Source organism: Chloroflexus aurantiacus J-10-fl, from assembly GCF_000018865.1.
GTDB classification, from domain to species: Bacteria; Chloroflexota; Chloroflexia; order Chloroflexales; family Chloroflexaceae; genus Chloroflexus; species Chloroflexus aurantiacus.
Genome location: NC_010175.1, coordinates 4,302,301 through 4,324,008, shown reverse-complemented (window position 1 = coordinate 4,324,008; position 21,708 = coordinate 4,302,301). Strand labels below are relative to the sequence as shown.

Below are 21,708 nucleotides of genomic sequence, written 5' to 3'. Positions count from 1 at the left end.
TGTTCGCCGGCACGATTATGACAGGGAGGATGCAGGTATGCTCTGGCAGCGGCGAGCACAGCGATGGTGGTCATGGTTTGTCGCGTGGATATTCTTCATAACCCTCCTGCCACCAACAGGGATACAGGCTGATCCACAACAGCCGCCAGTCACCGAACCACCGCCCGCCCCCCCCCCCCCCCGCAGCGGTAGCTTCCTTACAGCTTGCTCCACAGCCTCCTGATCCGGGTATACCAACCCTGGCCGGAGCTGTTACCGTTTCACCCGATCCCCTTTCACCTGGAACCCCTGCTCTCATCAACGTTACCATCTGGAATCGTTCACCTTACGTCGCCCGTGATGTTACTGTTACGCTTGCAGGGCCAAAAGGGATATTGGCCGGACTTCCCGCCGAGTCTGCTGACACTGCCACAAAGGCAGTAGCCGTCGTCTCACCTGCTGACCATACCTGGCAATGGTCAATCGCTGAACTGGCACCGTATGGAACGGCCGTGCTTACCGGAACCATACAGGTTGATCAGCCGTTAGCGGGGCAGGCGATTGTCCTCCAGGGCCAGATTCAAGCCGCCGGTGTTGCAGAACCATGGTTCGTGCGTGGTGGCGCACTGATCGATACCAAACCACTCACGACCGAAACAACCTTTGATCCAGGACGTACAGCAACGCTCAACCTACCTGATGCACCTGTAACCGTTGAGATGCCGGCAACGCTGAGTCGTCGTCGTCTCACTGTACGGTATACCACGCAATCTGACAGGAGAAGCGTTGTACCTCCACCAGAGATCCATGGACGACCACATCTGGGTACTTTTTACCTGGAGGCCTTCGACGAGCAAGGCAAATCGGTCAGAACCTTCGATGCACCGCTGACCATTCGGGTGCGGTATACACCCGAACAACTTGCTGCACGCGGGATTGCCGAGTCAGACCTGACACTCTTCTACTTCGATGAAGAACAGAGCCGTTGGATACCGCTGCCGACAACCGTGGAGCCGGCAACAGGGATAGCCTGGGCAACCGTCGATCACTTTACTCCCTTCACACTCGGCGATGGATCGACGATATCAACCACGTATGTTCCTTCATTGCAAGGCTTTCAGGTCGGCACCTTTAGCGGTGCAATGAGCTACGGCATCCAGATCGAGGTTCCGGCAGGGCCAGGCGGATTGAAACCGGTTGTCAGCCTCTCGTATTCCAGTGCAGCCTCAGATGGACCTGGTGGATTGCGTGAACTCTGGCAGGCCGGTCCGGTCGGCAAAGGATGGTCGCTTAATGCAGGCGGATCGGTCATGCGCAACAAGAGCCTGGCCGGTAGTAACTGGGATCACTTCTCACTGGTATTTGAGGGTCGTTCATTCGACATCGTGCGCGGACAACTGCTCAGCCCATGTACTGACTATCAAAATGGAGCCGCACTTGAGTGTTGGAGCTGGCATGCGGTCGATGAGCATTTTGTGCGGGTTCGGGCTGAGCAGTCGAACGGAACATATATCTGGCGTGCCTGGACAACCGATGGTACCCGATATGATTTTACGCAACCTCTCTGGAATCGTCCCGATACGGATGTCAATACACCGGAGATATACGGATGGCTGCTGACCCAGGTCGTTGATGTACACGGGAACCGGATCGAATACCTGTACCACATTGATGTCGTCCCGGGAACAGTTTTTACCCCAACCTGGTATCTGGCCGAGATTCGGTGGGGGTTTGACGGAGCAACACCTGGCACCGGCACCCCACGCTATCGGATTACCTTCGAGACGGCCGATCGCGCAACCGGGATCAGTGCGGGAGTAGATGCAAACTATGAACACCCCTACCCAGGGAATGCATACTGGCGGCAGATCACACCTCACCAAAAATACCGGGTTGATAGCATTAGCGTCTGGAGTAGGCCGGGAGCAAACTACGAACTGGTACGGCGTCTCGTTTTATCGTATGCCTCGCTGAACGAGAGTGTTTTCAGCGATGCCCGCAACGGCCAGCGCGTGTTAACGCTCAAGGCAGTCCAACTCGTTGGGAGCGATGGAATACAGGCATTACCGGCAACAACCTTTACCTACCATCCACGAGACACCTCCGTCAATGCACCCAATCCCGGCGCGAATCGTTTGGCGACGATCACAAACGGTCAGGGTGGTAGCCTCACCATCACCTATGAAAAGACATTCCCAGCGAACAGTAGCTGGCTGGAAATAAACTATCATCGGGTTGCCAGCGTGCTGCGCAGCGAGACGGCAATTCCCGGCAGGTCAACCCAGACCCTTACCACGTACAGCTATAGCGCCCCGGCGCTCAATACACGAACCCATGCGGCAACCGTCGTGTTTGCTATGTATCCACCGAGTGGCAACGGGGATAGCCGCCAATTTATGGCCCGCCCCGAAGCGCGGGAATTTCGTGGTCATGGTCGGGTCATTACTCACGTCTATGCAGGGAATACTACGTCCACACCGTTACTCAAACGTGTGGTTGAATATTTCTACCAGGGGAACGGTGGTCCCAATCTTGACGCATTTCAGACCTGCAATCCAGCGCTGGTTACCCTCCCGAACAATCGCCTGGCAGTCAACGAGAGTGATCCCTGTTTTCAGCGGATGGTCGTGTATGAAGCCTGGAAAGGGCGACCATATCGGGTTGAGATCACTGATGAACAAGGGACACTCCTCCAGCAGACGACCTTTAGCTATCTCCACGTTCCACTCCCCTTCTTTGGCGCAGATCCACAGGTGCCAAATTCAGCAACGCTCAGTAACAATTATCGGCGAGCCGGGTTGTGGCGTGCTTTTAGCGGTGAGCAGCAACAGTGCGTCAATCTACCGGCCAATGGGTCAAGTGTTGAGCGTTGCACGGTTACGTTTTACGACCTTTCCCCTGGTCACAACACTAACAGCAATCAACAACCTTACGGCAATGTCACGCGTCGCGATCTTATCGCCAATGGGGTACTGATACGCACGACACGACAGCATCATACCATCGTTGACCAGGGGACAGTGTATCTAACCAATCGAGTGTGGGTAACAGTGGTCACCGATGGACAGGGGCAACGCATCGGTTTCAGCCTGCGTTTTTACGATGGTGCCACGACCCAGGCCGGCATTGGGACACGCGGCTTGCTGACCCGTGAGATCACGTTCAATGTGCCACCGGGCACAACAACTATCCCCAACGGGATGACGATCAGTGGACGGGATCACACCTTTACCTATGATGCGAGCGGACAGCAGGTCACCAGTAGTACCTACAGTGGAGCAGCTACCGCCACCTACCAGAACGGTACGTGGGTAGTGAGCGCACCGGGAGGTGGCAGTCCTGCACGAACTGCAACGACCGTCTATCATCAGGTCTATCGCTGGTTGCCGGTGCAGTATACCGATCCAAGTGGCGCTACCAGTCGGGCAGTGTACGATCTCCGCCTGGGCACACTGATTGAGGTTGATGGGCCGCTAAATGGTGACAACAGCTACAGTTGTACGACCAGTGCGCCAGAGACAATCATTCCCACACTGACAGACGATGTGGTGTGTGCAACATATGACGTTTTCGGGCGCACGACGTCAATCACCAGGCCGGGAGATCGGCGGGTGGAGCCGTCGCTGCGGATATGGTATGCCGATGCTGAACTGCCAGTTCGCTATACCCTCCAGGAACGCGACGGATTGAGCAGCAGCGATCCCTACCGGACAACCCATCACTTTTACGATGGATTTGGCCGCTTGATCCAGACTGCCCAGGAAACGAGCGATGGGACAGCCATCCAACGGATTATTCGAGAGAAGCGCTACGACGCTCTAGGGCGGGTCATTCAGCAGAGTCAGCCATGGCTTGTCAATGGCATGGGGGCAACCTACCAGCCACCTGATGCTCAGGTACGTTGGACGATCACAACGTATGATGCGCTAGATCGCGAACGTCAGGTCATTGATCCTCTGGGACATACCACGACCATAACCTACGGGGTAGGAGGAACAGGGAGCGACCGGTATACCATAAAGACTGTCTTGACACCACGCGGTGTGCGGACTGATTACCGACTTGACGCCCAAGATCGATTAGTGGAAGTTCTGGAATACCCCTTTAGCGGTACAGCAAGGGTCACCCGGTATCGTTACTCAGCCCTGGACCTGCTACGGGAAGTTGTGCGGAGCGATGGGAGCATAACAACCATTACATATGATGGTCTTGGGCGAAAAACCCAGCTCAATGATCCCGATGTCGGCACCTGGTTGTACGTCTACGACATCAATGGTAATCTCATCCGGCAGATTGATCCCCGCGGTCAGCGACTTTGCTACCGCTACGATGTTGTCGATCGCCTCATCGGTGTCCACGAGCGACTTGATGATGGCTGTCCAGCCGATCCGGTACACGATCAATACGTTTACCGCTACGACAATGCTGGACGCCTGATCGAGCATGCCGTCAGGGATGGTGTCACGGTACGCTGGAACTATGATGCGCGGAATCGGCGCCTTAGTATGAGTCAGAGCCTGCCGGCGCAGCCAATGCTCACCATCAGTTGGAGCTATTACGCCAACGACCTTGTGCAGAGCGTGACATATCCGGACACGAATGGCACAAGTGAGATCGTCACCACGAGCTACAACGCCGGCTGGCAACCGACTCAGCTTACCAGCTCGCTCGATGGGGTTATTGTCAGTCATGGCCGATACAATGCGCATAACCTGTTGACCGATCTCCACTACCCGAACGGGCTACGTGAACGCTGGGACTACGACGCAGCAGCCCGGCCCACCCGCTGGCTGCTGGGAACGGCCAGTGCGCCGGGGAGTATCGTTGATCGGAGCTATGCTTATGACGGTCATCACAATCTGACGCGAATTGCCGAAGGAAGCGCCATTCAGACCTTTGCCTACGACGATCGGGATCGCCTGATCCGCGCCAGTGTGCTTGATGCCACCACCCGCAGTCCGACCCTGACCATCCGGGCACGGGGCACCGCAGCCGGCGGGGTCTGGCCGAGCATGGCGCTACGGATCAACGGCGCCATCGTCCAGCGCTGGACGGTCACCAGCACGACCTTTCAGACCTATACCTATACCCACCCAACCCCCCTCGACGCCGATCAGACCATTGACCTGCTCTTCGAGAACGATGGTGTGGTGGGGAACGACGACCGCAATCTCTTCATCGACACCATTCAGATCGGCTCCCAGGTCATTCATGCCGGCCAGCGGGGAGTCAGCTATGACCGGGGGGCACTTGATGGGCGCGACGTGTACGCCAGCACCGGCGCGCTCTACTGGAATGGCGCACTCCGGCTCACCGAGCAGTATACCTATGACAGCGTGGGCAATCTGACCCGGAAAGCAGACCTGCCGATCACCTATGGCACCGCCGGGAATGGCCCGCACCGACCGACGACCATCGGTGGGCAGGAGGTGCGGGCCGACGCGGCAGGCAATCTCACGGCGGTGAATGGGCGGCAGATTGTCTGGAACGCCCACGGGTTACCGGCCAGCGTGAGCACAGCCGGGGTCAGTGAGCAATATGGCTATGATGCGACCGGCGCGCGGGTCACGGTCATCAGCAACGGGGTCCGCCAGCGCGTCGTCGGAGGCCTCTGGGAACAGCACGGCAGCAGCATTCGCCATGTCTATACCCTTGGGCAGCGACTGGTCGGCGTGCGTGACGTCACCAGTGGCACGTGCACCTTCCTCCACCTGGATCACCTGGGCAGTATCAGCGTTGCCACCACGGCCCAGGGGAGCGTCATCCGGCAGGAGTATGACCCGTGGGGTGCCCTACGGGTACCGGCCGTCCAGGCCGGCCACGTCCCGATCACGGCGACGAATCGAGCGTATACCGGGCAAGCGCGTGACGCCAGTGGATTGTTGTATTATAATGCACGATACTACGATCCCGACATCGGGCGGTTTCTCTCCGCCGACACCATCATCCCCGGCAGCCCGCCGCTCACCGTCTGGCCGAGCGACGCGACCGCGCAGGGGATGTGGCGCAGCGCCGGCAGCGGCCCGGTCAATCCGCAGGACCTGAACCGCTACGCCTATGCGCTGAACAATCCACTGAAATACACTGACCCGACGGGGCATTTGCCGCTGCTGCCGGTGCTGCTCGTTGGCGGGATTGCGCTGCTGAAGGCGATTGACTACGGCTGGACGGCGTGGGATGCCTTCCAAGCCACCCGCACGCTGGCCGATCCGCAGGCGTCGGTGGAGGAACGACGCGCGGCGGCTGCCAATCTGGCGCTGACCGCCACGCTGGAAGCGGCCGAACCTGATGACCTGCTGCCGGTTGGCTTGCCCCTCGATGACTTGCTGCGGCTTGGAATCATCGGGGGGAGCAAGGGGGCGGGGTCCCTGCTTCCGCTCGGCCGGTCTTTCGGTCAGTATGGCACGCTCGTTGAGGACCCAGGGATATCGATCACACTCCTTACGTATCATGCTACCAAACAGCACCAGGTAACGCGGGAGATGGTCGAGGCCTGGCAGCAGCTTCCCAAAGCGGTGCTCGCCCAACACAATGGTCAGCGCTTCCTCTGTATCACCAGCGAAGGTGCGTATGTCATCGACCGGGCAGGGCGGGTAGTCACTGCCTACCCCCGGAGTGAGTTTAAGCCTAAACTTATCGAAATCGCTAAGGAGCTTGGGATTATTCAGTAAGTACTGGAGTGGCTGTTATAGCGGCGAAAGGAGCGTCCTGATGTGGTTTGATATCCCTATCTATAATGGTGGCAGTAATCTGATCCTGGTATTCGCCCCCGCCGAACCTCGACGATGGTATAACGTCACCGCCCTATGTGACACCGATGCCGATGGCCGTCTCTTTGGCATCGAATTGTTGATATATGAAGAGCCGGAGATCGCCCTTGCCACGCTCCAGCATCAATTGCACGGCTTTGAGAATGTCGAAGTCAACGACGATGGGTTACTGTATATCACCCTGCGACGAGAACCGCGACCGTCGCACGCCGGCTTTGGGCGTGACGCCTTTGTTGGTATCACCAAGACCGGCCTTCTGGCGCGAGTGGAGATACCGTGGATCGCACTAGGCGCCGCAACGCCGGTGGCCGACCCGGCCAAGGCCCTCGCCGGACTCACATTCGAGAACGGGTATCCACCGCTCTATCCCGAGGACCCCGAGGCAGAACGGTGAAGCCTGCCCCAGAAGGGGCGCACAGGCAACCTGGGCAGCACGGCGGGGCAGGAAGTCGCGCTAACACGATGTCACCGGTCCCCCAGCGCGGGAGGAAAGCAGGTATCCTATCACTGTGGTCGCAGTCTGAGGCCGGTACATCGCCCAACATGGTCATCGCTTCCCGCTCCCCCATCACCCCGTCTCGAACAGTACGTTCCGGGTGATGGCGAGCACAGCGCGCTGATGCGCTGAACACCCCGCTGACATCCACCGACCTGACGGGGCATTGGGTTGAGAGCGCGTGGGACCTTGCCAATCTGGCCCTGAGCGCCGCTGCCGTCTGGCAACATCCCAGCGACCCCTGGAATTGGGCCGCGCTCGCTGCCGACACCGCATCCACCGTGCTGCCCGTCGTTCCTGGCGGCGGAGGGGCACTGATCCGCGCCGCAGCCCACGCCGATGAGGCGGCGGGCGCGGCGCAGGCGGCGGCACGGAGTGGGAATGAGTTTATCGATGATCTTCCTGATGACGACATCCTTTATATGTATTCGCGTCCTCCCAAGGATGGACAATTTCAGGGATTCCCCAAAGACCTCCCTCCCGGCGAGAGCGGCATGTCCTGCCAGATAGTATTGCAATTGCGGTAATGATCCTGTTCGAGGATGTTGGGAATCGTTCGAGAGAATGCCTGGAGCGGACAACTGAGTTCGTCCAACACCCGGTAGCAGAGTGATAGAACGACAGGATGTCAGCAAAACCATATTGCACGTTCCGTTACCCCGCTTTACCATGGGAGTGTCTGCATATGTCAGACGATCTCCAAAGTCGGTGCCCTACAACAGGACAAAGCACGCAACTTGATACACGAAGTAAGGACCTGCTGTGCCGACGGCTCCAACAACCCAGGTCATTCGCGGCACCTATCGTGGTCAAGACGTGATCCATTACTACGACTCTGCCACAGGATTGAATGTCATGACCGATCTCAACGGCACGTTTCTTAGCGGGTGGAAGCTCAGCCCGGAACAGATCCAGCATCTGACGACCACTGGCTCACTTGGCGGAGGATAGCGATGACCCTGACGGAATATAAGCGCCTGATCGAAGCCTTTCTCACGCACGAGATCTCTGCAGCAGAGTTCGAGGAACGGTACATGGCGGCTTTCCTAGCCGAACCGGGAGGTATGGACAAAGAACTGTTCTTGATCCTGGATGCCCTCTTCGCGGCAGTCGACTGCTACTGGCCTGGCTGTGCTCCAGGCGAGGAAACTCCGTTCGAGATCTCCGAGGAGCAGTTGCGCCGCGAAGCCCGTGACGCGTTGGCCCGCCTGGAGCAGCTCGCCGCTCGCCAGGCGCCGCCGCCACAGTCAGAAGACTAGCGGGTAGCGCACGAGCCGCCGGGACGTGGAGCGTGCGCCTGGGCGCACGTGCGCCACGCCTAGGGCGGTCGCCGCTGCACCCACGTCCGAGGCGAGAGTGGGAGCAGTGCCCTGGCGATACAGGCAATGCTTACCCACGCGAGCTACGTTCACGCTCAACGACGAAACGCCACCCAGGGCGGAGATATCTCCCTACGACGCGCCGGGCAATCTGATGAGCAAAACTGGGGTGGGAGCAGACACCCACGGCGCCAACGGAAACGACGGAGGCACGTCCCAGACCATCCTCCTGAGGCGCGGTGCGCAGCGGGGGTATCGGTCAGACTGCGTTCACCTGCGTTCACCGACACCGGACAGCACCTGGATGCCAGGGGGTTGCTGGAGTATCATGCCCGGTACGATGATCCGGCTAGCGGGCAGTTCATTACGCCGGACAGCAGCGTCGTCGGCGCGGGGCCGCTCACCGTCTGGCCGAGCGATGCAACGGCGCAGGGGATGGGGCGCAGCGCCGGCAGCGGCCCGGTCAACCCGCAGGACCTGAACCGCTCCGCCGATGCGCTGAACCATCCACTGACATACACCGACCCGACGGGGCATTGGGTTGAGACGGCGTGGGACCTTGCCAATCTGGTCCTGAGCGCCGCTGCCGTCTGGCAACATCCCAGCGACCCCTGGAATTGGGCCGCGCTCGCTGCCGACACCGCATCCACCGTGCTGCCCGTCGTTCCTGGCGGCGGAGGGGCACTGATCCGCGCCGCAGCCCACGCCGATGAGGCGGCGGGGGCGGCGCAGGCGGCGGCGCGGGGTGGGGGGGTAGTTGCAGCGGGCTGTACCGCAAGCCGGGCAACTGCACAAGAATGCCAACGATGTCACAAAGCGGCCAAGTGGCTTCAGAAAGGGAGTACGTGAAGCAGTTGAATCCAAAGCTACGCGAAATGAGGAAGGTGAAATGATCTGTCCGACTTGCGGACGAACAATGACGAAACCAGATCTGGACCACACCCCACCTTGGAGAGATAGAGTTGCAAGAATGTTCGGTTGGACACGTAAGCAGGTGCTAGATGAATACAATGACGTCACAAAATTGAGGGCTCAATGTCCATCCTGCAATCGCAGTAGGAAGTTTGAACAAGGAGCATCGTATGAATGAGAAGTCATTGGGCTTATGCTATTTTGACCATTTCGTTCTTCACCTGGGTGCAAATCCCATCGATCACCATGTATTTTGTCCGGAAGATGAGAAGGCAAGCTGCATACAAATCTTAACCTTCGACAACATCTTTTCGGGTTGCCGTGCATTTTGCTCTCTCGGATTATCCCTGTATGAAGAGGCCATTGCCAATTTGGCAGAGGTAATCTTGCCGATAAGTGGCGGTTGGGAATCTATTCCTTTTGTGTTGGCTAATACGCTGTTCTATATAATTAAGAATCGGTTAATATTGCGCAGGGGAACAGTAATAGGTGGCATTAGCAATATTGCTCCCGAATTCGCGCAACGATTTGGTAAACAAGCAATCTACTTTGCCCAACCATTTGGATTTCCCGAAGGCTTTGGAGAGCTAGTTTGCGACTCGAGACCTGGACGGGTCTACCTGGCGTGTTTGATCTCACAATCCGAGTATCTGTATCGTAAAGAAAAGGGTACCGACCAGTTTGAGGAGTTACTTGAAGAACGAGGAGTTGATGTTTTCGACATAGAAAGACCTTCTTGCATCTGAGGTGCATCACTTCTCCCAAGAAATTTTCGACAAATACGAAGTAAGCATAGATAATGAATTAAGTGGCGGTATTGCTGTTAATGGAAGAACGAACAGTGATGCACAACAAGGTGTGCTCTATACGCAATCCGTTTGCGTGTATTGCTGTTAATAGAGTCTCTGGGAAAGTGACATGTCCTGCCAGATAGCATCGCAATATGGTGACGGTGACCATCAGTTCTAGGGTGCAGACAACCGTTCGGGCAGAACCTGGACCTGGACAGGCTATTGAGTTCGTCCAATACCCGGTAGCGGGTTGATAGAACGACAGGATAGCAACAAAACCATATTGCGCGTTCCGTTACCCCGCTTTACCATGGGAGTGTCCGCAACTGTCAGACGATCTCCAAAGTCGTTGCGCTACGACAGGACAAAGTACACAACTGGATGCACGAAGTTCACTACCGTACAGAACATGTGGGCTAGGCTGCCTTCTTGTTCGGTGTCTGGATGCGTGCAGCCGGCAAGATTGCTGGAACTATCAAGCCCTCAGGGATTGGGATATACTCTTTGAGACAGCGCGCCAGCAAGCGCATTCCCAGCCGAAACAGGCTCAGGTCACACCGATGCACTCGATGGAGCTGTTGCATCCAGCCATCCCGCAGCGCGCACACGCCCAGGTACACCAGCCACACATACGCCAGGCATGCGGCAATCAACAAACGGCTCAAGCGAGCTGGGTCGCTGAGATGGCTTTTGTGGATGTGGAAGCCGCGGCTTTTCTGGTCGGAGAAGAACGTTTCAATGTGCCCACGTTTGCGATATGACTTGAGCGCAGTATCCAGGTCGAGCATGTTGGTGACCAGATAGATCGGCTGCTCATACTGCTGCTCCCAGACGGCCGGGATGCTGATCGGCCCATACTGCTTCTTGGTCATCCAGGCCGGAGTGAGCGCCAGCACCTCGCCGCGCGCTGGCCCCAGATCGGCAACATGAAAGGCATCGCCGCCAGCCGAGAGCAAGATGTTGGAGGCCGTGCGGCAGACGTAGTGCCAGTGCGCCTGGCGCAGCTGCTCTTGCAGATCGATGCCGTCAAACTCACCATCGCCCAAGAAGGTGACGCTAGTGCCGGGCGGGATGAGCGGCTGGACCTGAGAGAGCAATGCACAGTGAGTGGCCTCAGGGGAAAAGACCTTTGCTGCCCGCAACAACCACCCAGCACAGCGGCAAGGCGCGTCCGTGGTAGACCACACTCAGCATCAAGGCCAGACAGCCACGCCCGACTACACTGCCATCCATCACCAAGTGGAGCGGCTGAGCAGCCAGGGTGCTCAGGAGTTCTTGCGCGACGGGCAAAAACCAGCTTTGGAGCGTTTGGTCGTCGTGCTCAAGCCAGCGCCGAAAGCGTTTGATCAGACTTGCCTGGGTGGCACGGTTGGAAGGAGCATGGTCAGCAATCGTGGAGAGGTGGGCGTGCTGACCACCGGCCAAGCCGCAGATCAGGGCGACCAAGGTATTGAAATGGCGTTCGCGATGGCCTTGCGGGCGCGGGTGATAGAATTGCATGATGGCCTGTTTTATGGCACGATAGCGGCGATGCGTGTCGCTCATGGCGCTCCTCCTGACTACTACAAGTCGTTCGTACGGAGAAGCATACCAGAAGTGGCACGTATCACTGTTTCGAACACATTTTCTGTACGGTAGTCAATACTCGAATAAAGATTGAGCGATCTTCGTAGGTAAACGCTCGTGCAGAAGCGCTCGGCTATGCAATGGCACCCGCTGGCGCGGGCTCCCGGCCTCAGTGTTGCCCAGCTGTCCTGGTATCCGCCGGGCATGGCCGTAGGGCCCGCAGCACGGTAGAGTCATGCACTCCGGGGGCTGGGGTGACGCCCCATCCGTGGGGCTCCGGGGCGGACGGGACTGCTCCGGACGCCACCCGCGCAGGGCAGGCAGTCTGAGCACGAACGGCGTCCGCGGGCGCAGCTGGCGTGTCGCGGCGCATCCACAGCGACCACCCATCGCTCTGCTCAGGGCCGGCCTCGGCAGCGTGAGCCTGACGACCACCAGCGCCGGCGCGCTCGCCAGCCAGCAGGCATTCGACCCATGGGGGAAGGTGCGCGCGGGCAGCGTGGGGAAGACCACGCTGAAGTATACCGGCCAGCGGCTGGACGGGACGGGACTGCTGGAGTATCATGCCCGCTACTATGATCCGGGGCTGGGGCGGTTCATCAGCGCCGACAGCGTGGTGCCGGGGCGGGGGCGCTGACGGCCTAGCCGGGCGATGCCACCGCGCGGGCGGCGTGGGCAGCGGAGGGCGGCGGGCCGGCCAACCCGCAGGACCTGAACCGGTATAGCTACGGATTGAACAATCCGGTCAAGAATACCGACCCGACGGGGCATTGGATCGAGAGCGCGATTGATATCGCCTTCATCGCCTATGACCTCTACGACATCTCGCAGAATGGCCTGACGTGGACCAGCGGGCTGGCGCTGGCAGCAGATGTAGCCAGCCTGGCGCTGCCGATGGTGGCGGGCGGCGGGATGCTGATCCGCGCCGCAGCCCACGCCGACGACGCGGCGGGTGCCCTGCACGCTATGGCCCGCGCCGATGAGGCGGCGGGGGCGGCGCAGGCGGCGATAAGGGGTGGGGAGGCGGGGGCGGGGCAGATTTCGGAGTCTGCGCGCGAGGCATCCATAGTCTATCGCGGACTTGCTCAAGGCGAGGATCCAACAAAAGGTATCGTTGCCAGAGCACCGGGTTTACGCAATGTAGATCCGAAAAGCCACGTCGCAGGACTGCGAGCCAGTCCCTGGATTTCTACCACAAAGGATAAACGCATTGCCATCGAAAAATATGGCCGATACGGCGTTGTGCAAATCGACCTGACGAAAGTTCGTTCTGAGATCGTCGATATCTCGAACGGAATTCCAGGTGTCAAAGGAAGGCTATCCCAGTGGGCTAAGCATGACAAGGAAGTCCTAATCCGTGATTTTATCCCGCCTGAAGCAATCATACGCATTCAATAGATCATCCTGGAACTGAGGCATAGAATCACGACGAGGAAGGAAAGAGATTTCTTGGGAAATGAACGTATGATCGCATAGCAGAGGTGAGGGAATGGATAGCGAACCCATTATTCACGCTCTTGAACAGGAATGGGAACAACCGACAGGCTTCTTCGCCCGTTTGAGAGCGGGTGAGTTTGATGAAGCTGGGCTCGAACGGCTCCTCACCCTTCTTTCGGCAATCGAGCAGGCACATGATGCACCGCTGAGTCGGCGAATGGTCGCGCTGCTATGGTTTATCCCCCTCTTTATGACGTGGCAACGGGAACGATTGGTTGAACAGGGTGAAGACCTGCATACGTTCGAGGAAGCCCTCCATCGCGTGCTGAATAAGTTGTATGGTATTTTAGGGCTACCGTAGGGCAAGCACTGCCTGTGCTGTGCGTGTGAGATGACGTAGGCAGTGGTTCCTGAGGGTCTTTCCAATTGGTGGAGCGCTGCAAATTGATGGTGATCATTTTCGTTGAAAGTGCAGTGATCATGTCTTTGATTGAGGTCTGAGAAGCTCATATCCTGCCGACACCATCATCCCCGGCAGCCCGCCGCTCACCGTCTGGCCGAGCGATGCGACCGCGCAGGGGATGTGGCGCAGTGCCGGCAGCAGCCCGGTCAATCCGCAGGACCTGAACCGCTCCGCCGATGCGCTGAACAATCCGCTGCCCGCCACCGACCCGACGGGGCATCTGCCGCTGCTGCCGGTGCTGCTCATTGGCGGGCTGGCGCTGCTGAAGGCGATTGACGATGGCTGGACGGCGTGGGATGCCGTGCAAGCCACCCGCACGCTGGCCGACCCGGAGGCTCCTGCTGAGGAGAAGCGCGCGGCGACCGTCAACCTGGCCCTGACCGCTGCGCTGGAAGCGGCCGAACCTGATGACCTGCTGCCGGTCGGCTTGCCCCTCGATGACTTGCTTCGGGTTGGGATCATCGGGGGGAGCAAGGGGGCGGGAAGTAGTCGCACACGGCCCTCCACCCTCACTCCAGGGCCATATGCTGGAGACTCGATACCAGCGAGAGGACCAGGACGAGATTTTACGCGCGAGGAGCGCGATGCCATAAATGAAATAGGGCGGATGACTGGCTGTCATACGTGTGGGGCGACAGACCCAGGGACGATCGATGGAAACTTCATCCCTGACCATCAACCACCCAATGCGCTGAGTCCACCTGGCGCGCCCCAGTGGTTATATCCTCACTGCCTTGCGTGTAGTCGACGACAAGGTGGAGAGATTCGGAATATTCAGCGCCGAGGCACTGGGGCAATACAGCCGCAGTAATCAGGGTTATCTATAGACGGGGCACTATAGTTGTTGGACTGACAGTGCGCTCCTTCGCGCAGGGGCCTATGCGACGCCGGTGGATGGTAGATGCGATAGTGCGTTGCACCGCATATCCACGTGTGGAGCGAACAACACAGGCGCGGCGTCGACGTCGGACCGGTAGCATCATGGATCCCAATAGCCAATCACCTGCTCGTCGTGGTATACCAGTATGCTGTGAGGCGTCTATGCAGTACGAGTACACTATCATCACTGACCACTATCAGTTTTATGTGGAAGACGAGGAATGTAGTGCTGATACCAGTACAATCTGGGATACGAGCCAGGGGGGTGGCCTGCTTGCGGTCAATAGCTGCCTGATAAGTATCGGAACTGTTCGTTATGGCGGCGAGACACGGGTCATTGTCCAGGTGCTCGATAGAAGACCGATAGACGCAGTTGACGAGTTTGATCACGTCGTCGAAACAAGCATCGAGGTACCATCGGGACGCCTGGTGGTATGGTCGCCGGAAAACGAATTCAGCACGGCGCCGCGCATCAGTGTGCGGCCCGGCATCTATGGAGTAAGGGTATGCTACGGAAATACCAACGCCGTTGCAGACACGAATGCCACTTCTGGTGACGATTATTATAAAGTGGTGCTCTGGCCTGCTGAAAAGCAACCGGTCAGGGTGCTCAAGTAGAGAGGTTGTGCTCTAACACCAACTGCAGTGGCAGCATGGAAGCCGGAAAGCAGCGGCCCGGTCAATCCGCAGGACCTGAACCGTTCTGCGTACGCGCTGAACAATCCGTTGACATACACCGACCCGACAGGGCATTGTCCGACGTGCGTGGTATCAGGGCGATCCTCCCGAAGGGTACTACCACGGCTGGACGGCGTGGGTCATCCACCAGTAGGTCTTCAGTGACCTCAACATTTACACCTTGGACCAGTACCTGGCAAGGTAAAGCATCATCCTGGCGCTAGAGTCTGGAAGTCAGTGAGTGCGATAGCGACGTCTTGAGGTACACTTTCATTTTCAGCGCCTACTTTCCTGGTCAGTTAACGTGCGGCGCAACCTTGTCATCCCATTCCGCACCTGCTGCTACGCAGTTCTGCTATAATAGCCGGCAATTCGAGCAAAGGAGCGGGCTATGACGGTCAAATATACGCGCTGGCTGCGTAGTTACGTCGGTCATCAGCGAATTTTACAGGTACGGGCAAGTGGTTTTGTGCGCAATGAAGCCGGCCAGATTCTGCTCTGTCGGCGGGCGGATGTGATGCTCTGGGATGTGCCGGGTGGTACGATTAACCTCGATGAGTCGCCGGCCCAGGGCCTGGTACGGGAGGTGCGCGAGGAGACCGGTCTGCTGTTGCGACCCGAAAAGCTGATTGGCATCTACAGTGGCCCCGATTTTGCCTGGAGCTACCCCAACGGTGATCAGTCACAAATCCTGGCGATCTTTTTTGCCGCCCGTATTGTCGGCGGTGAACTCCAACAGGCCGGGCACGAAAATGTGAATGTGGGTTTCTTTGATCCCAATCATCTGCCACCACTGCTCACCCGCACCCGCCGAATGCTGGCCGATGCGTTCGCAAACCGGCCAGAGGCGGCTTTTGACTTTTAGAACATACTGTCAGGCGGGTTATCTGCCCCGTGCGTAGTAGAGCGGGGCTACCTGCCGCACCAATCCTTTCAACTCTAACAAAGCCAGTGCTGCTGCTGTCGCCGCTGCGGATTGACCGGCAGCACGACCGATAACATCGATATGCTGCGGTTCTGCTTCAACCACGGCATAGATCGCTTCTTCTTCCGCAGTCAGCGCAAGTTCTAACGACGGTTCAAACGCCTCTCCACATTGATCGAGATTGAGTGCTGCCAGCACATCATCGGCGCTGGTAACAATGACTGCCCCATCACGGATCAGGCGATGCGGGCCAACACTCAACGGACTAAAAATTGATCCGGGGACGGCCATCACCTCGCGTCCTTGATCGAGAGCAAACTGGACAGTGATAAGGGCACCGCTGTTCGCACCTGCTTCAACTACTATCGTTGCCAGACTCAGCCCGGAGATAATACGGTTGCGCGGCGGAAAATTGAGGGGTGCCGGCGGGGTGCCCGGTGGATAATCGCTTAACAATGCTCCCGATGCAATGATCTGCCCGGCCAGAGCATGGTTGCGTTCAGGATAGATCCGATCAACCCCACTGGCCAGCACGGCAATTGTGCGGCCACCAGCCTCCAGTGCGGCAGTGTGGGCAATTGTGTCAATGCCTAAAGCCAGACCACTGACAATCGTCACTCCCGCAGTCGCCAGATCACGGGCCAAGCGTCGTGCTACTTCACGTCCATAATGACTGGGATGGCGCGTACCAACAATCGCGACCGCCCGCTGATCGGCAGGCGTAAGCGTGCCGCGCAGATAGAGCAGTGGCGGAGGTGCCGGAGTCATGCGCAGCAAAGGTGGATAGAGTGGATCAACGACTGCCACCGGCGTAATGCCGGCAGTCCGAACCCGTGCCAGCTCAGCATCGAGATCGATGCTCTCGCGAACTGCACGCAAACCGGCCATACTACGCGCATCAAGGCCGGCAGCAACCATCGCCGCTTCATCGGCGTACCACGCCTCAGCAATCGAGCCACAACGTTCGATCAGGCGGGCCAGCCGCAACGGGCCAATACCGGGTACCAGATTGAAACCGAGGTAGTAGCGGACAATATCATCCATACATCAAATCCTCTGGACAGATTTCCTATTAATAGAACCGGTTTTGACCCGCAAAAGGTGCGCGACTTGTGGCATCATGAAAAAAATTGCGATACGTGATGGAGGAAACGTATGCCCCGTGCAGTCTGGAACGGTACTGTGATCGCCGAAAGCCCGACAACCATCGTCGTTGAGGGTAATCACTATTTCCCGCCGGAATCGGTGCGTCGCGAATATTTGCGTGACAGCCAGACCCATACGGTGTGCCCGTGGAAAGGAACGGCTAGTTACTACGACGTAGTGGTGAACGGTCAGGTGAATCGTGATGCAGCCTGGTACTACCCGACACCGAAAGAGGCAGCCCGGCAGATAGCTGGCTATATTGCCTTCTGGCGTGGAGTGCGGATTGAGGTGTAACAAACAGAGGGTAGCTGGTCTGGAAGGTGAACGAACCTTTGATCTGAAACGTTCAGGCACACCGAACTGGTATGCACTGGTGTTCGCAGACCAGAAATAACTGCTTACTGGATCAATTTACCGGGAATGATCGCATCCCGTACCCGCCAGTCAGCTCTCTGATACAAAAACCACACCTTGCTACCGAGGCAGGTGTACAACCGACGTGTGATATCGAGCGCGGACGCCAATACCTCAGCCACGATTCTTAAACCATGCTTCCAGGGCCAGACTCTGAGGACGGTCGTGCAGACGGACGCGGCTCAACTGACGTTGTATATTGAGACCAGGAATATTGAGTACCCGCAGCTTACCGGCAATCAGCTCAGATTGGATCGTAAAGCGCGAAACCATGCTCAACCCTAATCCGGCACTCACTGCCTGCTTCACGGCTTCGGTACTCCCCAATTCCATCACCGGACGTACCGTCACGTTATGTGCTGCCAGTGCCTGTTCCATCACCTTACGTGTGCCTGAGCCAGGTTCACGCATAATGAAAGGGGCATCCTGGAGATCAGAACAATCCAGGGTGACCCGACGGGTAAGCGGATGATCGGGAGAGGCAATCACAACCATCTCGTCACTTCGCCACGGCACTACCTGCAAGTCTTCGTTCGCTGCTACCGGCCCTTCCACGTAAGCGACATCAATCTGATAGGATAACAGGCGTTCAATAATCTGTTGGGTATTGCCAATATCCAGGAACAACTCGATGCCCGGATACCGACGATGATAGTTACCGAGGAGTGGGGGTAGCAGGTAAATACCAATCGTACTACTTGCACCAATTGCCAGCCGACCTCGTTGCAGACCGCGTAGTTCGTTCAACGCCTCGATAGCCAGCCGCTCATGCGTAAAGATGCGTCGGGCATGCTCACCCAGGATAGTACCGGCCATCGTTGGGGCCACACCGCGCGCACGCCGTTCGAGCAGAGTCGTGCCAAGTTGACGTTCAAGCTCTTGCACTGCCCGCGATACCGCCGATTGACTCATTGTGAGGACTTCGGCTGCTTTCGTGAAACTGCCCTGTTCAAGCACGGCAACGTAAATGCGTAGTAAATGCAGATTAAGTGTCACTTTGCCTCCCAACAATTTTATTTCTGATGCAATATATACCATAGCTGGCCCTTTCTGCGAATACGTCACTTCCCACTGACATACTCTATGCAATGAGGCAACACACCAGGAACGGTCATTATTGCCTCTGCTCCCTCTTTACAGACATTCACTGTTGTGGCAGGCATGCCAACATGTATGCCAGATATGTCTCTTCTGATCACTAACGCAACCGTAGCCGCTTCCTTCTTCAATCAGGTATCAGCGGCAGGTCAACGTAACACGGCTTTCAGTTTTCGAGAGCGCGCCAGCCGGTGCAGGCAGGCGTTGCGAAAAAGGTAAGAATTCGGTTAACCCGTTGAACATGGGGGGTGTCGCTTCGTGAAAATACGCCATGTAAAGATACTCTATTTTATGCATTCTATTTTATGCATAATGAGCTGAGATTGTATGCACCGAACGTATCAATCTTGCAGACAAGAAGGTCAATTGGTTGTGAACAGCATGGATGTTGTTGTCCTGGAATGATTGAAGCTGATGAGAATCCAGGTGACGACCGGTTTATGTCAAATCCGGCAGAACAATGACACGCCAGCCAGCTATCACCCTGATGCTGCCCTTGAACGATGCACGGCTGGATACCAGCGCGACAGTAGGGCGACGCATGCGTGGCACCTACGACGCCGACAACAACCCACCAGCCCCTCGCCGCTGGCATACCCGGTAATGCTTGAACACGAGAAGTACATCTAAACGGTGACCGCTGCGACATCCGCCCGGCATCAAACTCAGTGGAAAAGAGGATTCCGCACACCACGCGACACGCGCATTACCGGACGTGAAGAATAGCCAGTCCAGCCCAGGTAGGGACGACGCATGTGTCGCCCGCCGATACCAACAAGCCTGATGATAACGAGACTATGCGTTGTGCCTGTGACCGGCAGGGTGACAGCAATGCCTCTCCGCGCACCATCTGTCAACCAGATAACCCAACATTCCTGAACAGCCGCCAGATGCGAACGTATATCAGTACCCTTGACCACATGCTCGCAGCGTGCAGTAATCCCAAAGTGGCCACGAATCCAGGCAGGTCTCTTTCCTGGTATTACAACGCAATCCGTTTGCAGGATGGAAGGCATATTAAAGAGCTATCTTCGATAATGTATGCATATTTTCGATATTAGTTATCGAAAATATCTACTTGTTCGATAGATGCATCTCTGCTATTATTTGCCTAGTCGAGGTTCTTATGCTATAGCCAGAAAGAGCTGGCCATGACAAACTACGGCTTCCTCATCGATCAGCGGAAGTGCATCGGTTGCCACGCATGCAGTACTGCCTGCAAGTCGGAGAATGAAGTTCCACTTGGGGTTTACCGCACGTGGGTGAAGTATGTAGAGACCGGCACCTTCCCCTCCACCCGGCGCCATTTTCAGGTGACACGTTGTAACCACTGCGCCAATCCACCTTGTGTTCGCATTTGTCCGGTCACAGCAATGTATCAGCGCACCGACGGGATTGTAGAGTTTGATCCGAAGGTGTGCATCGGCTGCAAAGCCTGTTTGCAGGCCTGTCCTTACGACGCCATTTACATTGATCCAGAGAGCCACAATGCGGCGAAGTGCCACTTCTGTGCGCACCGTATCGATCAGGGGTTGAAACCGGCTTGTGAAATTGTCTGTCCCGAACAGGCGATCATCTCTGGCGATCTCGATGATCCCAATAGTCTGATCAGCCAATTAATTGCCCGTGAGCCGGTTTCGGTGCGCAAGCCTGAACAGGGCACCGCACCCAAGCTGTTTTACATTGATGCTGACCAAACCACATTGACGCCAACCGCCTCGACGACCAGTTCTACCTTTATGTGGGCTGATGTGGTGAGCGAGCAACTGGTTGGTCACCACCATACGAACGGACGAAAACAACATGCCCGTGAGGTCATTCCGCTTACTGCGGCTTCGGGAGCAAAGATTCGCCCGCCGCGTGAACAGGGGCTGGGAAGTGGTCAGAGCGCGCTGATGCTGGGTGGCCGGGTGGCCGGTCACATGGTGCAAACCGGCTACAACGCTCAACACAAGATTCCGTGGCACTGGCCGGTACCGGCATATCTGGTGACAAAAGGGATTGGGAGTGGTGTCTTTCTCGCAGTGGCCGCCGCTGTTGGTCTTGGACTGGCGCCGCTGACTGCACCACTGCTGGCAATTGCGCTCTTTGTAAGTCTGCTCTTCATTGGTATTACAACCGCTCTGCTGGTGTTTGATCTGGAAAAGCCGCATCTGTTCTTTACCATTCTCACCCGCCCACAATGGCGGAGCTGGCTGACACGCGGGGCGTTTATCCTGATTGCCTTTACGCTGGTTGGCGGGCTGTGGTTCCTGGCTGAGGCCGGCGCTGCCTTGAATATCTGGCCAGAAGCCGCTGTCTCAGGCTTGCGGCCAATCCTGGCCTGGATCGGGATGCCGCTGGCCGTGCTGGCAGCCATTTACACCGCGTTCCTCTTCGCGCAGGCCGAGGGGCGTGACCTGTGGCAAAGTCCCCTCTTGCCGGCCCATCTCCTGGTGCAGGCTGTGATGGTTGGTGCCGGTACGCTCTTGCTGCTCGCACCGTTTGTGGCTATGCCGGCAGCATTTCTCACCCTGCTCGGCTGGCTCTTTGCCGGTAGTTTGCTGATCGATCTCTTTATGCTCCTGGTTGGTGAGTTCGGTATCCCTCATGCCAGTGAAGTTGCTGCCCGCGCCGCGCACGATATTAGCCACGGCCGCTACCGCAACCACTTCTGGCAAGGAGCGATTGCTCTCGGTCACGTTCTCCCGGTGCTGTGCATCATCCTGGCGTTCATTGCTCCGACCCTGGCGATGCCACTCCTGGCAGTAGCCGGACTGGCCGCAATTGCCGGGTTGTACGCCTTTGAATACGCTTTCGTCATGGCGCCGCAACACGTGCCGAACAGTTAAGAGA

General features: G+C 57.4%; 20 protein-coding genes and 2 pseudogenes. 18 read left to right on the top strand and 4 right to left on the bottom strand.

The features are described 5' to 3' along the window. Nucleotides 1-698: 698 nt before the first annotated feature. The 9 genes and pseudogenes from CAUR_RS16920 to CAUR_RS16885 all read left to right on the top strand — a co-directional run. Nucleotides 699-5,156 (top strand): annotated as a pseudogene (locus tag CAUR_RS16920) (carbohydrate-binding domain-containing protein); the annotation flags it as partial. After that, nucleotides 5,130-6,356, top strand: a pseudogene (locus CAUR_RS21825) (RHS repeat-associated core domain-containing protein); the annotation flags it as partial. The pseudogenes CAUR_RS16920 and CAUR_RS21825, both read left to right, overlap by 27 nt. A 334-nt stretch (nt 6,357-6,690) precedes the next feature. Next, nucleotides 6,691-7,143, top strand: coding sequence for a hypothetical protein (locus CAUR_RS16915; protein WP_012259062.1), 453 nt, complete (start codon nt 6,691-6,693; stop codon nt 7,141-7,143). A 383-nt stretch (nt 7,144-7,526) separates the two neighbouring features. Next, nucleotides 7,527-7,772: a hypothetical protein gene (locus CAUR_RS21295; RefSeq protein WP_012259061.1), complete on the top strand. Its 246-nt coding sequence runs from the start codon at nt 7,527-7,529 to the stop codon at nt 7,770-7,772. A gap of 235 nt (nt 7,773-8,007) precedes the next feature. After that, complete coding sequence (locus CAUR_RS16905) at nt 8,008-8,196, top strand: colicin D domain-containing protein (protein ID WP_015909380.1); 189 nt, start codon at nt 8,008-8,010, stop codon at nt 8,194-8,196. A 2-nt stretch (nt 8,197-8,198) separates the two neighbouring features. After that, nucleotides 8,199-8,504: a colicin immunity domain-containing protein gene (locus CAUR_RS16900; RefSeq protein WP_012259060.1), complete on the top strand. Its 306-nt coding sequence runs from the start codon at nt 8,199-8,201 to the stop codon at nt 8,502-8,504. 375 nt (nt 8,505-8,879) lie between these two features. Next, complete coding sequence (locus CAUR_RS16895; protein WP_164927831.1) at nt 8,880-9,413, top strand: hypothetical protein; 534 nt, start codon at nt 8,880-8,882, stop codon at nt 9,411-9,413. 40 nt (nt 9,414-9,453) lie between these two features. Then, complete coding sequence (locus tag CAUR_RS21950; RefSeq protein WP_423191598.1) at nt 9,454-9,654, top strand: GH-E family nuclease; 201 nt, start codon at nt 9,454-9,456, stop codon at nt 9,652-9,654. Continuing rightward, nucleotides 9,647-10,222 carry a suppressor of fused domain protein gene (locus CAUR_RS16885; RefSeq protein WP_012259058.1) on the top strand — a complete coding sequence of 192 codons (576 nt, stop codon included), beginning with the start codon at nt 9,647-9,649 and terminating at the stop codon, nt 10,220-10,222. The genes CAUR_RS21950 and CAUR_RS16885 overlap by 8 nt, the downstream gene beginning before the upstream one ends. A gap of 461 nt (nt 10,223-10,683) precedes the next feature. Here the strand turns inward: CAUR_RS16885 and CAUR_RS16880 are convergent, their stop codons facing one another. Together CAUR_RS16880 and CAUR_RS16875 are read right to left on the bottom strand one after the other, a co-directional pair. Continuing rightward, nucleotides 10,684-11,454: a transposase gene (locus CAUR_RS16880; protein ID WP_083772591.1), complete on the bottom strand. Its 771-nt coding sequence runs from the start codon at nt 11,452-11,454 to the stop codon at nt 10,684-10,686. Beyond that, nucleotides 11,381-11,812, bottom strand: a complete 432-nt coding sequence (locus CAUR_RS16875) for a hypothetical protein (protein WP_044233717.1) — start codon at nt 11,810-11,812, stop codon at nt 11,381-11,383. The genes CAUR_RS16880 and CAUR_RS16875 overlap by 74 nt, the downstream gene beginning before the upstream one ends. Before the next feature lie 439 nt (nt 11,813-12,251). Between CAUR_RS16875 and CAUR_RS21290 the strand changes: the two genes are divergently transcribed. From CAUR_RS21290 to CAUR_RS16845, 6 genes are all read left to right on the top strand, one after another. Further along, complete coding sequence (locus CAUR_RS21290; RefSeq protein ID WP_052303789.1) at nt 12,252-12,470, top strand: RHS repeat-associated core domain-containing protein; 219 nt, start codon at nt 12,252-12,254, stop codon at nt 12,468-12,470. A gap of 95 nt (nt 12,471-12,565) precedes the next feature. Next, a complete protein-coding gene (locus CAUR_RS21625) occupies nt 12,566-13,231 on the top strand; it encodes a hypothetical protein (protein WP_015909377.1) in 666 nt (221 codons plus the stop codon). 91 nt (nt 13,232-13,322) lie between these two features. Then, entirely contained in the window at nt 13,323-13,631 is a 309-nt protein-coding gene (locus tag CAUR_RS16860; protein ID WP_012259057.1) for a hypothetical protein, read from the top strand. A 220-nt stretch (nt 13,632-13,851) separates the two neighbouring features. Continuing rightward, nucleotides 13,852-14,544, top strand: coding sequence for a hypothetical protein (locus tag CAUR_RS16855; protein WP_012259056.1), 693 nt, complete (start codon nt 13,852-13,854; stop codon nt 14,542-14,544). 230 nt (nt 14,545-14,774) lie between these two features. After that, complete coding sequence (locus CAUR_RS16850; protein WP_012259055.1) at nt 14,775-15,230, top strand: hypothetical protein; 456 nt, start codon at nt 14,775-14,777, stop codon at nt 15,228-15,230. A 451-nt stretch (nt 15,231-15,681) separates the two neighbouring features. After that, nucleotides 15,682-16,155 (top strand): NUDIX domain-containing protein, encoded by a 474-nt coding sequence (locus CAUR_RS16845; RefSeq protein WP_012259054.1) that lies wholly within the window; start codon nt 15,682-15,684, stop codon nt 16,153-16,155. A gap of 18 nt (nt 16,156-16,173) precedes the next feature. On the opposite strand, the gene dprA is transcribed toward CAUR_RS16845, so the two are convergent. Continuing rightward, a complete protein-coding gene (dprA, locus tag CAUR_RS16840; protein ID WP_012259053.1) occupies nt 16,174-17,259 on the bottom strand; it encodes a DNA-processing protein DprA in 1,086 nt (361 codons plus the stop codon). A gap of 111 nt (nt 17,260-17,370) precedes the next feature. Between dprA and CAUR_RS16835 the strand changes: the two genes are divergently transcribed. After that, nucleotides 17,371-17,655: a DUF427 domain-containing protein gene (locus CAUR_RS16835; RefSeq protein WP_012259052.1), complete on the top strand. Its 285-nt coding sequence runs from the start codon at nt 17,371-17,373 to the stop codon at nt 17,653-17,655. A gap of 234 nt (nt 17,656-17,889) precedes the next feature. On the opposite strand, the gene CAUR_RS16830 is transcribed toward CAUR_RS16835, so the two are convergent. Next, nucleotides 17,890-18,771 (bottom strand): LysR family transcriptional regulator, encoded by an 882-nt coding sequence (locus CAUR_RS16830; RefSeq protein WP_015909376.1) that lies wholly within the window; start codon nt 18,769-18,771, stop codon nt 17,890-17,892. Between the two features lie 562 nt (nt 18,772-19,333). Between CAUR_RS16830 and CAUR_RS16825 the strand changes: the two genes are divergently transcribed. Then, nucleotides 19,334-19,477, top strand: a complete 144-nt coding sequence (locus CAUR_RS16825; protein WP_157866470.1) for a hypothetical protein — start codon at nt 19,334-19,336, stop codon at nt 19,475-19,477. A 547-nt stretch (nt 19,478-20,024) separates the two neighbouring features. Continuing rightward, nucleotides 20,025-21,704 carry an NrfD/PsrC family molybdoenzyme membrane anchor subunit gene (nrfD, locus tag CAUR_RS16820; RefSeq protein ID WP_012259049.1) on the top strand — a complete coding sequence of 560 codons (1,680 nt, stop codon included), beginning with the start codon at nt 20,025-20,027 and terminating at the stop codon, nt 21,702-21,704. Nucleotides 21,705-21,708 lie beyond the last annotated feature (4 nt).

Coding starts and splice junctions, on each gene's coding strand:
- nrfD (WP_012259049.1), top strand. CDS start 20,025: ATGACAAACTACGGCTTCCTCATCGATCAGCGGAAGTGCATCGGTTGC.
- CAUR_RS21950 (WP_423191598.1), top strand. CDS start 9,454: ATGATCTGTCCGACTTGCGGACGAACAATGACGAAACCAGATCTGGAC.
- CAUR_RS16835 (WP_012259052.1), top strand. CDS start 17,371: ATGCCCCGTGCAGTCTGGAACGGTACTGTGATCGCCGAAAGCCCGACA.
- CAUR_RS16825 (WP_157866470.1), top strand. CDS start 19,334: ATGACACGCCAGCCAGCTATCACCCTGATGCTGCCCTTGAACGATGCA.
- CAUR_RS16875 (WP_044233717.1), bottom strand. CDS start 11,812: ATGAGCGACACGCATCGCCGCTATCGTGCCATAAAACAGGCCATCATG.
- CAUR_RS16855 (WP_012259056.1), top strand. CDS start 13,852: ATGTGGCGCAGTGCCGGCAGCAGCCCGGTCAATCCGCAGGACCTGAAC.
- CAUR_RS16850 (WP_012259055.1), top strand. CDS start 14,775: ATGCAGTACGAGTACACTATCATCACTGACCACTATCAGTTTTATGTG.
- CAUR_RS16860 (WP_012259057.1), top strand. CDS start 13,323: ATGGATAGCGAACCCATTATTCACGCTCTTGAACAGGAATGGGAACAA.
- CAUR_RS16915 (WP_012259062.1), top strand. CDS start 6,691: ATGTGGTTTGATATCCCTATCTATAATGGTGGCAGTAATCTGATCCTG.
- CAUR_RS16845 (WP_012259054.1), top strand. CDS start 15,682: ATGACGGTCAAATATACGCGCTGGCTGCGTAGTTACGTCGGTCATCAG.
- dprA (WP_012259053.1), bottom strand. CDS start 17,259: ATGGATGATATTGTCCGCTACTACCTCGGTTTCAATCTGGTACCCGGT.
- CAUR_RS16900 (WP_012259060.1), top strand. CDS start 8,199: ATGACCCTGACGGAATATAAGCGCCTGATCGAAGCCTTTCTCACGCAC.
- CAUR_RS16885 (WP_012259058.1), top strand. CDS start 9,647: ATGAATGAGAAGTCATTGGGCTTATGCTATTTTGACCATTTCGTTCTT.